Here is a 12756-nt window from a genome sequence, read left to right on the forward strand (position 1 = left end):
TTATCCCTTCTTTCATTTTTTGAAAAAAAGAGACGACAGTATAATCTGCGTCTCCTTTCTTGTATTTATTTTTTATTTTGCTTCTGCCGCTTCGATTGCTGCAATAATTTCAGCTTTCTTTGCTCTTGAATCCAAAGCGATGCCTTTTTCTTCAGCATATGCTTTCAATTCTTTAACGGTTTTTGATGCAAGATCGCTTTCGGCTTTTTCTTTCTTTTCTTCTTTTACTTCTTTTACTTCATCTTTCTTTGCTTCGCCGAAAATGAATGCTGCAGCTTTCTTTCTGCGTACATTATCTACGAGCATACCTACACGGTTTTCTTCCTTGATAATGTTTACTACATCTTTCGGTTCAGCATTGAATTGCTGTGCCATGAAGTATACTTCCATTGACAAGTCGTTGTCTGTTACAGTCAATTTTTCTTTGTCCGCTATTGCACCGAGTATCAAACTCTGACGAACTTCTTTTGCCGCATTTTCTTCATATTGCTTACGGAATTCTTCTTCAGTCTTGTTTACATTTTTCAAGTATGTATCGAAGTCGAGGTTTCTTGCCTGCATATTGAGTTTCATTTCGGAAATGATTTCGTCAATTCTCTGATCAATCATTTCTTTCGGAATGTCCACTTCTGAATTTGCAACCGCTTTTTCCACCAATGCCTGACGGTACATGTCTTCAGCTTGCTGAACTGCCTGAAGCTGCATCTGCTGTTTCAAGCTGTCTCTCAAGTCTTTAATTGTTTCGAATTTGCCGACGCTCTTTGCAAATTCGTCATTCAATTCCGGTACTTCTTTACGTTTTACGTCATTGATGTGTACTGCAAATTCCGCATCTTTGTTTTCAAGTTCAGCCTTGAAGTAGGGTTTCGGGAATTTTACTTTTACAGTAACGTCATCTCCCGCTTTGTGTCCTTTGAGCTGATCTTCAAATCCCGGAATGAAGCTGTTGGAGCCGATTTCGAGCGGGTAGCCTTTTCCTTCTCCGCCTTCAAACGGTTTTCCGTCAACCGTTCCTTTGAAGTCGATGAATACGTAGTCGCCCTTTTCTACTTCAGAGCCTTCCGGAACCACTTTGAGACGTGCACTCTGTTGTGCAGCCATCTTGAGTTGTTCTTCTACTTGTTCATCCGTAATCTTTACGTCATGCTTTTCAACTTCCAAGCCTTTATATTCACCGAGTTTTACTTCGGGCTGCTTAACGAATGTAGCTGTAAAAGTAGCACCTTCTTTTTCTGAGAAAACATCAGCTTTGATATCCGGCTGTGTTACCGGAACCAATTTATTTTCAGCAAGTGCTTCATTCATAGCTTTGTTAATTACGATATCCTGTGCTTCGGCAGCGACAATTGCTTTTCCGAAACGCATTTCCAAAGTCTTACGCGGTGCTTTTCCCTTACGGAATCCCGGTATGTTGACACGATTGGAAATACGTGACACAGCCTGTTTAAAACCCTTTACTACTGCTTCAGCCTCAACTTCGATATGAAGACTCACTTTGTGCTGATCCAGTGCTTCTACTTTTACCTTCATAAAAATTAATCCTCCTTAAGTCGGTATTCCGACAAATTGATACCTTTTTATCTTACCAACATAAGACAAATCGCAATGTATATTTTATCATATACAGCCCGAAATCTCAAACTTGCGCATTTTGCATTTTATATCTTTATGCCGATTTGATTAATATTCATACATAACTATAACATATCGGAGAAAAAATTTCTCCATTTTATACCGATATTAAATTTTAATTTATTTTATTTTAAATCGGACTTTTGGTCTTTTTTATAAGTCCGCCATGCACTTCCTGTACGTCAAATACCGACAAGAATGCGGCTTCGTCTATTTCACGTACAACCATTTTCAATTTCATAACTTCAAGTCTTGATACCACGCAATAAAGCACGTCTTTGCTGTCTTTCAAAAATCCGCCTTGTCCATGAAGTCTTGTAACCGCTCTACCCATGCTGTGCACTATGGCATCGGATACCGCATCGTAATTTTTTGTAATGATAAATACGCCCTTGGAAGAATCGAGTCCCGTTGCGACATTGTCCATCAATCTTGAGCATATGAAGTATGCAATAAGCGAGTACATTGCACTGTTCCAAGTGAAAACGAATCCTGATGTACCCAATATGAAAAAGTTGAAAAACATTACTATTTCACCGACAGAAAATGATGTTTTGCGATCCAAAAGTATCGCAACTATTTCTATGCCGTCGGTCGAACCACCGAATTTTATTACAAGTCCGATACCTATACCCATTATAATTCCTCCGAATATTGTGGATAAAAACGGATCGGTAGTTGCAGGTGGCAATTTTTCAAGCATATGGCTGGCAATCGAAAATACAAGTATGGAATAACCGGAGTACAAAGCGGTCCTTGCACCCAATCTTTTATATCCCAAGTAGAAAAAAGGAATATTAAGCAATACAACCAGTATACTGAAGTGTATGCCTGTAACAGCTTGCAACAACAGTGAAATACCGGTAACACCGCCGTCAATTACATTGTTCGGAACCAAAAAAAGACCGAGACCGGCGGAATATATTACAGCGCCCAAAGAAAGTCCTACAATGTTTCTTACGTGTGAAGACCAACCGTCTTCAACTAATGTCTTCATGCAATTCCTCCTTCCTATAAAAAAAAACACCACGTTGTTCGTAGTGTTTTATAATGGCGGAAAGGGAGGGATTCGAACCCCCGAACCGTGTTAACGGTTAACGGTTTTCAAGACCGCCTCCTTAAACCACTCGGACACCTTTCCATAACAGTAATATTGTAATAGATATGGCTTTATATGTCAAACACTTTTTACAATATTGCCTATATAAATGTTTTTAACTTATAGGAAAGAGTATTCGTGCCGCATATATAACTGCCGGCATTGTTATAACCGACAGAAATGTACTCATTGTAACTATTTCTGTGGCGAAATTTACACAATTTTTAAATTCTATTGCATAAAGTACAGAGTTTACGGGTGCTGGGGCGCATGACATTATCAATATGGCTTGGCAGGTAATCGGCGAAAAATTTATACCGAACATATTTGCAAATTTTATCAAAATAAATCCGGTTACCGGTCCCATGATAAGTCTTAAAAAGCACGCAATCCACGAGTCAAAATGTTTAAATGATATTACGCTTCTATGTATTTGCACTCCCAATGCGGTCATAACCACCGCTACGAGAGCCGCCGCACTGTATTGAAATACCGGCCACATGAATGTACGTGTCATGTCTATATCAAGCCATTTAACGGCAAATACCGCAGCAAGTGTGTATATTACCGGTATATGAAATATAACTTTTATCGCATCTTGAGGTGTAAGTCTCCCTTTTCCGGCTTGATATAATCCCAATGTGTTCAGAAACATATTCATTTGTATGAGTATCATCGTGGATGCTGCAAATGCTTCGGGTAGGTATATCGCTTTACCGTTCACAATAAACGGTGCATTTGAAAATACCAATGTTATAAGTGCGGCACCTATATTCCCTGTATTTGAAAACATTGTTCCGTTCTTTATGGCTTCTATTCGTGAGCTGTCAAATTTTCTCAACTTACCTACCACGGTGGCAAGTATTCCTACTATTATCATTTGCCCTATCGCTATAAAGTACACGTTCAGAAGCATTATATTTATTTTTGCATTATAGATACTGTAGAATATAAAACTCGGCAAAATTACATAAAATGTAAGTTTTGTAAGTGCGGTCACTTGAAGATTGAATTTTATATCCATCAAGTATCCTACCGCTACAAATATAATGAGCGGCACTATATTATTTATTATTATATGTAAAAATTCCATTTTATTGTCCTATCGGAAATAAGTAAGGTGAAATATATATTACTGTCGACATTGTAATTATTCCGAGTATCGTGTTGAACAATATCGATTGCAGTACATACGATTTATATTTGTCGTGTTCGTTTGCATATACCGCTGTCAAAAATGAACTTGATATCGATGAGTATATGAAAAATACTTGCGAATCCAACGGATTCGGTAAATTTACTATTTTCAAAATTATATATGCCAAAACAGGATTAATTATAAGTTTTGCAAATGCGGAAACATACATGAATTTATCCGGTTTTTTCCATTTGATACGATTTATTTGCATTCCTACAGATATCAGTACCAATATCATAAATGCTCCTATGTAGTGTTTGATAATCGACCAGAGAAATGTTGTTTCTATATGGAAACCGAGTGTTTTTACAAGTATTGCCAATATGATTGCATATATTGAAGGCATCTTGATTATATGTTTTATCGTATTTTTGAATGACAATTCTTCTTCGCCGAATTGACAGGGTTCAAAAATATATATCGCCGAAAGCATTATCAGCAAAAGAAGTACTATCGTACCTCTGCTTTCATTTATAAGACTTTGTTCTATATCCGCTATATACGGCATTCTCGAGTAAATAAGCATCACAAGTGATATTCCTATATATCCTATGCTCGAGTAAGTGGATATCGCTTTAAATATGGTTTTTTTATCTTTTTCTATTTTAAAAAGTTTTGCAAATATACTTGAACAAAAATATTGCAGAATTATAAGCACTATCGCCAGCGGAACAAGTACCAAGCTTGAGTATGAAGGAATATAATTATATATTCCGTAAAAAACAAAGCATGGTAATGTTACCCATATAATGAGTTTGTTGTATGTACTTAAATCTATTTTAAATCTGGAATCAAGAAATATTCCTGCTCCTATAAGCACTATAAGAGGAAGTATTCCGTCCCACAAAATTTCTAAAAATACCATATTTTTACCTTTCATAAATTATGTATTTCAGTATACATTCTATATGCTTCAGTTGCAATATTCATTTATTATAATGCTTCTATCTTAATATATTTTATACATATAGTACTTTTTTGGTGTTGTATTTGTTATTTTCCTTATATTTTGGAAATACAAATGTATTTGTCATAATAAGATTTCAAAATAAAAAGGATTGTAAATAAAAAACAAAACAATATATCGTTTATTTCGTATTGTCCTATGTGAATTTCAATTTGTCCGTATTTAAGTATACCGCTTTTATGAAATTTGACACCGCAGCAAAAATAATCTCAATAAATTTTACTACAAAAAACTTTCATCATTTATTTACGTAAATCGGTTCATATTCGATTAATTGTGATTAATTATATCGGTTTCCCGATAAATTAAAATCGAAGACGAATATTATTTACTTGCATCCGGATTTATTATAGAACCTTATTTATGCAACCGAGGTATTATATTTATTGATTTATACTCTGCCGTTTGACTTGGAATCAACAAAAAAATTTTTGCATTGAAAAACGCTTCCCTTTCGGAAAGCGTTTTATTTTAGTCTACCAATTCAATGATTGCTTTCGGTGCGTTATCTCCCAAACGTGCATCCAACTTGAGTACACGGGTGTAACCTCCGTTGCGATCTGTGAATTTTTTTCCTATTTCATCAAATAACTTTTTGGTTATCGCTTTGTCCATAATGAAAGATTCAGCCTGACGACGTGCATGGAGATCTCCTCTTTTTGCAAGGGAAATCATTTTGTCTGCTACGTGGCGAAGTTCTTTTGCCTTTGATTCAGTGGTCTGAATACGGCCATACTGGAAAAGAGATGTAACCAAGCTGCGAAGCAATGCTTTACGTGCTCCGCTGATTCTTCTCAGTCTACTACGAGCCATTTCTTTCCTCCTATTTATTACTCATCATTATCTTTAAGATGAAGTTCCCAGCCTTTGTATGCTGCGAGTTTTTCTTTTATTTCATCTACAGATTTCTTACCTAAATTACGTACGCGAGTTAATTCATCTTCCGTTTTGTCGGTTAACTGGTCGAGCATATTTATTTCCGCTCTCTTTAAACAGTTGAACGCTCTAACGGATAATTCCAATTCTTCAATTGGAATTACTGAAAGGTCCGGTGAATCGTCTTTTTCTTCGATTTCCGGCTCAATTTCATCAACGTCAATTTCAGGAATTTGTTTGGTTGCCAATCTCCGGAAATTTTCGAAGTACTTTATCAAAATGGTTGCAGCTTGCGCCACTGCATCTTCCACTTTAACTGATCCGTCAGTTTCCAATTCCAATGTCAGTTTGTCGTAGTCCATTTCATTTCCTACACGTGTGTCGCTGACTTTGTAATTACATTTTACAACCGGAGTAAAAATGGAGTCGATAGGAATTATTCCGATTTCGTCATTTTTCTTGTTCTTGTTAAAAGGAACATATCCATGACCTCTGTCGATTGTCAATTCCATACCTAAATGAGCATCGGCATCCAGAGTGCATATTTCCAAATCGGTATTTAACACGTCTATTTCAGACGGCAGTTGCATGTCGCCTGCATGGAAAATACCTTCTTTATCTATGTCTATACGAACTTGAATAGGAAATACCGCTTCATCATGAGCAATGAAACGAATTTTCTTTAAATTCAATATCATATCGGTTACATCTTCTCTAACGCCTTCAATTGTTGTAAATTCATGAAGTACGCCGTCAATTTTTATCGATGTAATAGCCACACCGTCTAATGATGAAAGTAATACACGTCTTAAGCTGTTTCCCAATGTTATACCGAATCCTCTTTCGAGCGGTTCACATTCAAACTTGCCATAACGTTTATCATCACTCAGTTCCACAATCTTTATCGCGAAGCTTGTATTTTCAATCATCCGAAAGTCCTCCTTCTGCGCCAGAAGACGCCAAAATTCTTACGCAAAAGCAATTATACTCTTCTACGTTTCGGAGGACGACAGCCGTTGTGCGGAATAGGAGTTACGTCCTTAATACTGCTGATTTCAATGCCTGCTGCCTGTAATGCACGGATAGCGGCTTCTCTACCTGCTCCCGGTCCTTTTACAAATACGTCTGCTGAACGCATACCGTGATCGATTGCAACTTTGGCTGCTTTTTCTGCTGCCATTTGTGCTGCAAACGGTGTGCTCTTACGTGATCCTCTGAAGCCCAATTCTCCTGCGGATGCCCATGAAATGGCGTTTCCGTTGGAGTCTGTAATCGTTACAATCGTGTTATTGAATGTTGAACGAATATGAGCTGCACCGGTTTCTACATGTTTTCTTTCTCTTCTCTTACTTTTTACTGTAGCCATGTTTCTCCTCCTTCAACATTACTTAACTGTTGCAGTTTTCTTTGCTGCAATAGTTTTTCTAGGTCCTTTACGTGTGCGTGCGTTTGTCTTTGTACGCTGTCCACGTGTGGGAAGTCCTAAACGATGACGACGACCTCTGTATGATCCGATTTCTACCAAACGCTTGATATTGAGGGATTCTTCACGACGAAGATCACCTTCAACTTTGTATTCACCTACTGCATTACGAATCTTTGCTACATCATCTTCATTTAAATCTCTAACACGGGTATCCGGGGATACTCCTGTTTCTGCCAATATTTTCTTGGAAAGAGTAAGGCCAATTCCATAAATATAAGTTAAGCCGATCTCAACGCGCTTATCTCTCGGTAAGTCTACACCAGCTATACGTGCCATATACTCTATACCTCCTTTTCTTTATTAACCCTGTCTTTGTTTATGTTTCGGATTTTCGCAAATAACCGTTACACGGCCTTTACGCTTTATAACTTTACATTTGTCACACATCTTCTTGACGGACGGTCTGACTTTCATCTTGCTTCCTCCTTACTTACTTGTAACGATAGGTTATCCTGCCGTGATCCAAATCGTATGCTGTCAGTTCGACAGTGACTTTGTCTCCCGGTAAAATTCGAATGAAGTTCATTCTCATTTTTCCCGAGATATGTGCCAATACGATATGTCCGTTTTCCAATTTGACGCGGAACATGGCATTAGGAAGTTTTTCAACTACTTTGCCTTCCACTTCAATGACGTCTTCCTTGCTCATGAGAGCCTCCTTTGACTTTGTGAATTTATCAATATCGTAATACGTTTCAATTACGCAATGTCAAAATTTCAGGTCCTTCTTCGGTAATCACAAGGGTATGTTCCATGTGAGCGGACGGAAGTCCATCTTTTGTGAGTACGCTCCACCCGTCTTTCAGGGTGTATACTTTTTCACTGCCCATTGTAATCATGGGTTCTATACAGATGCACATTCCTTCTTCCAGTCGCGGACCATGTCCGGGAGTACCGTAATTCGGTATTTCCGGTTCTTCATGCATTTCCGTTCCTATACCATGCCCTACATATTCCCTGAGTACACCGTAGCCATAGGGCTTTACAAAGCTCTCTATCGCATGTCCGATATCACCGACATGATTACCGACGACTGCTTGTTTGATACCGGCAAAAAGAGCATTTTCGGTAACTTCTATAAGTTTCATGTTCTTTTTGCTTGTTCTGCCGACCGGAACGGTAATACAGGAGTCTCCTTTGTAACCGTCTACTTCTACGACAAGATCGATTGATATTATATCGCCTTTTCGAAGAATTCTTTTTGCTGAAGGTATTCCATGTACAACGACTTCATTTACCGATGTACACAGTGTTGCGGGGTATCCTTCATATCCTTTGCAGGCCGGTATACCTCCGTTTGCTCTTATAAATTCTTCAGCCATTTTGTCGAGGTCAAGCGTGCTTATTCCCGCTTTGACTTCTTTTGCCAACATAGAAAGTGTATCTGCTGTCAATTTGCTTGCAGCAGCTATCTTTTCTATTTCTTTCGGTGTACGAATCGTTATCATTTTGACGCTTTCTCCAATGCTGCTTGGATCTGTTTGTATACGTCTTCCATAGATTGATTACCGTCTATTTCACAATAGCTTCCGCTTTCTTTGTAATAGTCGATAAGAGGTTTTGTTTTGCTTTCGTATACTGCAAGTCTTTGTCCTACAGTTGCTTCGTTGTCGTCTGCACGCTGATAGAGTTCACTACCGCAGTTGTCGCAAATATTTTCTCTTACCGGAGGACGGAATTCTTTGTGGAATGAAGCACCGCATTTTTTACACATCATTCGTCCGCAAATTCTCTTTATGAGGTCTTTGTTTTCTACTTTGATGGTAATAACGGATGTCAACTTTATTCCGATTTCTTTCAAAATTTTATCTAATGCACGAGCTTGATCCGTATTGCGTGGGAATCCATCCAATATCCACCCTTTTTTGCAGTCTTCTTGCTGTAATCGTTCTTTAACGATGCCTATTGTTACACTGTCGGGAACCAATGCTCCTTTATCCATGTAACTTTTGGCTTCGATACCCAGAGCGGTTCCAGCTTTCACGGCAGCTCTGAACATGTCTCCCGTTGAAATCTGGGGGATTCCGTAATCACGAATGAGTTTTTCTGCCTGTGTGCCTTTTCCTGCACCGGGCGGTCCCATTAATAAGATGTACATAGATCCCAACTCCTTCTAACTTTTAATTATTTTAAAAACCCTCGGTAGTTTCTTGTAACCATCAATGATTGTGCTTGACGCATCGTTTCCAATGCTACTCCGACTACAATCAGAAGTGCCGTTCCTCCGAAGTATACTCCTTGTATTCCGGTTATATTACCGATAAAGTTCGGAAGTATAGCTACAAAGGCAAGGAATATCGCTCCTGTAAGTGTAATTCTTGTGAGTACTTTGTCGATATACATCATTGTCGGTTCTCCGGGACGTATTCCCGGTATAAATCCACCGTATTTTTTCATGTTGTCGGCCAAGTCTTTTACATTTACCGTTATTGCTGTGTAAAAGTATGTAAACATGAATATCAATATTCCGTATAATATTGTGTTCGGCCATGTGCCCCAACCGAATAGTGTGGCTAATGACTTCACCCAATTTATATGTACAAATTGTGCAAGTGTAACCGGCATCATAATTATTGATGATGCGAAAATTATCGGAATAACTCCTGCCTGATTTACTTTGAGAGGTAAAAAGGTGGAGTGTCCTCCGTACATTTTTCTTCCTACTACACGTTTTGCATATTGTACGGGTATACGTCTTTGTGCTTCATTTACAGCGATTACCACAAGTATCATTGCAAGTCCTATTACTACAAAAAGGAGTGCTTGCAACGGTGTTATCGTACCGACTTTAAGGTAATCCACAATTGTACTTGCAGCTTCCGGAAATCTTGCTACGATACCGCAGAAAATGATTAAGGAAATTCCGTTTCCTATACCTTTTTCAGTGATTTGTTCGCCAATCCATACCAAAAGGCATGTTCCTGCTGTCAGTACTATAACGATAAAGAATAAGAAAAACCAACTGTTGTCCAGCAACGCATTATTTGCACGCAGTGCATATGCCATTCCGAATGCTTGAATGAATGCAAGTACTACAGTGAAGTAACGTGTTACTTTTTGTATTTTCTTGTATCCTTCTTGGCCATCTTTCTGCCATTCTTCCAGTGTCGGAATTACGGCAGTTAACAACTGCATAATAATGGATGAGTTGATATACGGGGTTATGCTCATTGCAAATAATGAAAACTTGCTCAGTGCTCCACCTGAAAATAAGTCTAAAAATCCGAAAATATTTCCGGATGTAAACAGACTTTCTATAACAGATGAGTCAACTCCAGGTACAGGAATATGTACTCCCAACCTGAAGATGACAAACATCACAAATGTGAACAGAATACGATCTTTGAGTTCTTTATTTGCAAATATATTTGCGAATGCAGACCCCATATTAGATCACCTCTGCTTTTCCACCGGCTGCTTCAATTTTTTGTTGTGCGGATTTTGTGAATCCTTGAGCTCTTACAGTAAGGGCTTTTTTCAATTCACCGTTTCCAAGAACACGTACACCATCACGAACATTTTTCAAAATTCCGGCTTCTACCAATGTTGCCGGATCTACTACAGCATTGTCTTCGAAACAGTTCAAGGATTCTACGTTTACGATTGCAAATTCATCTGCAAAAATATTCTTGAATCCACGTTTCGGAAGACGACGATACAGAGGCATCTGACCGCCTTCAAAACCCGGACGAACTCCACCGCCTGTTCTGGCATTTTGTCCTTTTGCACCACGGGTAGATTGTTTACCCATGCCTGAACCGATTCCGCGTCCTACACGACGACGTACTCTTGTAGAGCCTTCTGCCGGTTTTAATTCATGCAGTTTCATTAGTGCACCTCCTTCTCTTATTCAGCTTCTTTACATTCAACCAGATGACGGACTTTGTGCACCATGCCCTTTATCTGTGGTGTCAATTCTTTTTCTACTGAGGAATTGGTCTTTTTGAGACCAAGTGCCTTTATAGTTGCAACTTGATCGGGTTTGGAGCCGATCACGCTTTTCTTCAAAGTAATTATAACCTTCATGATCGCTCTCCTGTTAATTGTAAATTTCTTCTACACTTTTACCGCGAAGCGCTGCTACTTTACGAGCATCTTCCAATTTTGACAATCCGTCCAATGTAGCTCTTACCATGTTGATCGGGTTTGAAGAGCCCAAGGATTTTGTCAAAATGTCACGAACACCCGCTAATGTCAATACTGCACGAATCGGACCTCCGGCAATAACTCCACAACCTTCTGCCGCCGGTTTCATGAATACTCTTCCTGCTCCGTATTCACCGATCATTTCATGCGGAATTGTTCCGTTTTTAAGTGTTACGGTAATCAAATTTTTCTTTGCGTCTTCTACGCCTTTACGAATAGCTTCCGGAACTTCGGCAGCTTTTCCCAATCCTAATCCTACTCTGCCTTTTCCGTCTCCTACTACTACTACGGCTGCAAAGGAAAAACGACGACCGCCTTTTACAACTTTAGCTACGCGATTTATAAATACGACGTTTTCTTTTAAGTCGGATTCTTGTTTTTCAAATCTTGGCATGTGTTTTCTCCTTTACCTTAAAATTTCAAGCCGCCTTCACGCGCACCTTCTGCAAGAGCTTTCACTCTTCCATGATAAATGCATCCGCCGCGATCGAATACAACCGCTTCGATGCCCTTTTCCAAAGCTCTTTTCGCCACGAGAATTCCAACTTCCTTGGCTGCTTCTACATTGCCGCCATATGGAAATTTGGCTTTAATTTCTTTATCTAAGGTATTTGCCGATACCAGCGTTTTACCTGATTCATCGTCAATCACCTGTGCATAGATGTTGGCGAGACTGCGGTAAACATTAAGACGCGGACGAGCGGCAGTACCGGAGATTTTCTGACGAAGGCGCAGATGGCGACGTTCCAATTGTGCCTTACTTGCATTTTTACGCATATCTGTTTACCCCCTGATTACTTTGTCGCACCGGTCTTGCCTGCCTTACGGCGGACATGTTCACCGGAATAACGAATACCTTTACCTTTATATGGTTCCGGTTCACGCCATGAACGGATTTCTGCCGCAACTTGGCCTACCAGTTCCTTGTTTGCACCGGATACTTCAATTACTACTGAAGAAGGTGTTGTAATTGTTATTCCTTCCGGCGGTACTACTATGACCGGATGTGAGAATCCCAATGCCAATCTTAAATCTTTACCCTGCATCTTTGCATTGTAGCCGACGCCCAGGATTTCCAATTTCTTTTTGAATCCTTCGGTAACTCCCACAATCATGTTGTGAATGAGTGTACGGGTAAGTCCGTGTAATTCACGGCTTTCAATTTCATCATTCGGACGTGTAACGATTACTTCGTTACCTTCCAATTTTACATCCATTAAGGGATGTAAATTACGTTCCAATGTTCCTTTTGAACCTTTTACGGTTACCTTATGTCCATCAATCTTGATTTCCACTCCTGCCGGTACCGCAATCGGTTTATTGCCTATTCTTGACATTATATACCTCCAACT

Annotated in this window: 18 protein-coding genes and 1 tRNA gene; all 19 read right to left on the reverse strand. The window is 39.2% G+C overall.

What is annotated here, in order from left to right; translation table 11 throughout:
* Positions 1-72: 72 nt before the first annotated feature.
* Positions 73-1530 (reverse strand): trigger factor, encoded by a 1458-nt coding sequence (tig, locus tag P6922_RS05305; RefSeq protein WP_276874946.1) that lies wholly within the window; start codon positions 1528-1530, stop codon positions 73-75.
* A 232-nt stretch (positions 1531-1762) separates the two neighbouring features.
* Positions 1763-2629, reverse strand: coding sequence for a YitT family protein (locus tag P6922_RS05310; protein WP_007553957.1), 867 nt, complete (start codon positions 2627-2629; stop codon positions 1763-1765).
* Positions 2630-2683: 54 nt separating this feature from the next.
* Positions 2684-2773 (reverse strand) — tRNA-Ser (locus tag P6922_RS05315).
* 73 nt (positions 2774-2846) lie between these two features.
* Positions 2847-3824: an AEC family transporter gene (locus tag P6922_RS05320; RefSeq protein ID WP_007554032.1), complete on the reverse strand. Its 978-nt coding sequence runs from the start codon at positions 3822-3824 to the stop codon at positions 2847-2849.
* Position 3825: 1 nt separating this feature from the next.
* The gene (locus P6922_RS05325; RefSeq protein WP_276874947.1) at positions 3826-4794 is read right to left on the reverse strand and encodes an AEC family transporter; all 969 of its coding nucleotides are present in this window, start codon (positions 4792-4794) and stop codon (positions 3826-3828) included.
* A gap of 573 nt (positions 4795-5367) precedes the next feature.
* Positions 5368-5709 (reverse strand): 50S ribosomal protein L17, encoded by a 342-nt coding sequence (gene rplQ, locus P6922_RS05330; protein WP_007553958.1) that lies wholly within the window; start codon positions 5707-5709, stop codon positions 5368-5370.
* A 17-nt stretch (positions 5710-5726) separates the two neighbouring features.
* Positions 5727-6701: a DNA-directed RNA polymerase subunit alpha gene (locus P6922_RS05335; protein ID WP_276874949.1), complete on the reverse strand. Its 975-nt coding sequence runs from the start codon at positions 6699-6701 to the stop codon at positions 5727-5729.
* 53 nt (positions 6702-6754) lie between these two features.
* Positions 6755-7138: a 30S ribosomal protein S11 gene (gene rpsK / locus P6922_RS05340; RefSeq protein ID WP_276874951.1), complete on the reverse strand. Its 384-nt coding sequence runs from the start codon at positions 7136-7138 to the stop codon at positions 6755-6757.
* Between the two features lie 18 nt (positions 7139-7156).
* The gene (rpsM, locus tag P6922_RS05345) at positions 7157-7534 is read right to left on the reverse strand and encodes a 30S ribosomal protein S13 (protein WP_007553983.1); all 378 of its coding nucleotides are present in this window, start codon (positions 7532-7534) and stop codon (positions 7157-7159) included.
* A 24-nt stretch (positions 7535-7558) separates the two neighbouring features.
* Positions 7559-7672 (reverse strand): 50S ribosomal protein L36, encoded by a 114-nt coding sequence (rpmJ, locus tag P6922_RS05350; RefSeq protein ID WP_007554086.1) that lies wholly within the window; start codon positions 7670-7672, stop codon positions 7559-7561.
* A 16-nt stretch (positions 7673-7688) separates the two neighbouring features.
* Positions 7689-7907, reverse strand: coding sequence for a translation initiation factor IF-1 (infA, locus tag P6922_RS05355; RefSeq protein WP_007554001.1), 219 nt, complete (start codon positions 7905-7907; stop codon positions 7689-7691).
* 46 nt (positions 7908-7953) lie between these two features.
* Positions 7954-8706, reverse strand: a complete 753-nt coding sequence (gene map / locus P6922_RS05360; protein ID WP_007553999.1) for a type I methionyl aminopeptidase — start codon at positions 8704-8706, stop codon at positions 7954-7956.
* Positions 8703-9356: an adenylate kinase gene (locus P6922_RS05365; protein WP_007554079.1), complete on the reverse strand. Its 654-nt coding sequence runs from the start codon at positions 9354-9356 to the stop codon at positions 8703-8705. The genes map and P6922_RS05365 overlap by 4 nt, the downstream gene beginning before the upstream one ends.
* A gap of 26 nt (positions 9357-9382) precedes the next feature.
* On the reverse strand, positions 9383-10645 hold the full coding sequence (gene secY, locus P6922_RS05370; protein WP_007554003.1) for a preprotein translocase subunit SecY: 1263 nt from the start codon (positions 10643-10645) through the stop codon (positions 9383-9385).
* 1 nt (position 10646) lies between these two features.
* A complete protein-coding gene (rplO, locus tag P6922_RS05375) occupies positions 10647-11087 on the reverse strand; it encodes a 50S ribosomal protein L15 (protein WP_007554040.1) in 441 nt (146 codons plus the stop codon).
* Between the two features lie 17 nt (positions 11088-11104).
* On the reverse strand, positions 11105-11284 hold the full coding sequence (gene rpmD, locus P6922_RS05380; RefSeq protein WP_007553953.1) for a 50S ribosomal protein L30: 180 nt from the start codon (positions 11282-11284) through the stop codon (positions 11105-11107).
* Positions 11285-11297: 13 nt separating this feature from the next.
* Complete coding sequence (rpsE, locus tag P6922_RS05385; RefSeq protein ID WP_007553950.1) at positions 11298-11798, reverse strand: 30S ribosomal protein S5; 501 nt, start codon at positions 11796-11798, stop codon at positions 11298-11300.
* 17 nt (positions 11799-11815) lie between these two features.
* Positions 11816-12181 carry a 50S ribosomal protein L18 gene (gene rplR, locus P6922_RS05390; protein WP_007553992.1) on the reverse strand — a complete coding sequence of 122 codons (366 nt, stop codon included), beginning with the start codon at positions 12179-12181 and terminating at the stop codon, positions 11816-11818.
* 17 nt (positions 12182-12198) lie between these two features.
* A complete protein-coding gene (gene rplF / locus P6922_RS05395; protein ID WP_007553963.1) occupies positions 12199-12741 on the reverse strand; it encodes a 50S ribosomal protein L6 in 543 nt (180 codons plus the stop codon).
* Positions 12742-12756: the final 15 nt, after the last annotated feature.

It is taken from the genome of Dialister micraerophilus (assembly GCF_947090205.1).
Classification (GTDB): domain Bacteria; phylum Bacillota; class Negativicutes; order Veillonellales; family Dialisteraceae; genus Dialister; species Dialister micraerophilus.

Excerpts from the sequence above, each read along its gene's own strand:
- P6922_RS05335 (WP_276874949.1), bottom strand. The coding sequence starts at position 6,701 with ATGATTGAAAATACAAGCTTCGCGATAAAGATTGTGGAACTGAGTGAT.
- tig (WP_276874946.1), bottom strand. The coding sequence starts at position 1,530 with ATGAAGGTAAAAGTAGAAGCACTGGATCAGCACAAAGTGAGTCTTCAT.
- rplO (WP_007554040.1), bottom strand. The coding sequence starts at position 11,087 with ATGAAACTGCATGAATTAAAACCGGCAGAAGGCTCTACAAGAGTACGT.
- rpsE (WP_007553950.1), bottom strand. The coding sequence starts at position 11,798 with ATGCCAAGATTTGAAAAACAAGAATCCGACTTAAAAGAAAACGTCGTA.
- rpsM (WP_007553983.1), bottom strand. The coding sequence starts at position 7,534 with ATGGCACGTATAGCTGGTGTAGACTTACCGAGAGATAAGCGCGTTGAG.
- rplR (WP_007553992.1), bottom strand. The coding sequence starts at position 12,181 with ATGCGTAAAAATGCAAGTAAGGCACAATTGGAACGTCGCCATCTGCGC.
- rpsK (WP_276874951.1), bottom strand. The coding sequence starts at position 7,138 with ATGGCTACAGTAAAAAGTAAGAGAAGAGAAAGAAAACATGTAGAAACC.
- P6922_RS05320 (WP_007554032.1), bottom strand. The coding sequence starts at position 3,824 with ATGGAATTTTTACATATAATAATAAATAATATAGTGCCGCTCATTATA.
- rplQ (WP_007553958.1), bottom strand. The coding sequence starts at position 5,709 with ATGGCTCGTAGTAGACTGAGAAGAATCAGCGGAGCACGTAAAGCATTG.
- rplF (WP_007553963.1), bottom strand. The coding sequence starts at position 12,741 with ATGTCAAGAATAGGCAATAAACCGATTGCGGTACCGGCAGGAGTGGAA.
- secY (WP_007554003.1), bottom strand. The coding sequence starts at position 10,645 with ATGGGGTCTGCATTCGCAAATATATTTGCAAATAAAGAACTCAAAGAT.
- map (WP_007553999.1), bottom strand. The coding sequence starts at position 8,706 with ATGATAACGATTCGTACACCGAAAGAAATAGAAAAGATAGCTGCTGCA.
- P6922_RS05325 (WP_276874947.1), bottom strand. The coding sequence starts at position 4,794 with ATGGTATTTTTAGAAATTTTGTGGGACGGAATACTTCCTCTTATAGTG.
- infA (WP_007554001.1), bottom strand. The coding sequence starts at position 7,907 with ATGAGCAAGGAAGACGTCATTGAAGTGGAAGGCAAAGTAGTTGAAAAA.
- rpmJ (WP_007554086.1), bottom strand. The coding sequence starts at position 7,672 with ATGAAAGTCAGACCGTCCGTCAAGAAGATGTGTGACAAATGTAAAGTT.
- P6922_RS05310 (WP_007553957.1), bottom strand. The coding sequence starts at position 2,629 with ATGAAGACATTAGTTGAAGACGGTTGGTCTTCACACGTAAGAAACATT.
- P6922_RS05365 (WP_007554079.1), bottom strand. The coding sequence starts at position 9,356 with ATGTACATCTTATTAATGGGACCGCCCGGTGCAGGAAAAGGCACACAG.
- rpmD (WP_007553953.1), bottom strand. The coding sequence starts at position 11,284 with ATGAAGGTTATAATTACTTTGAAGAAAAGCGTGATCGGCTCCAAACCC.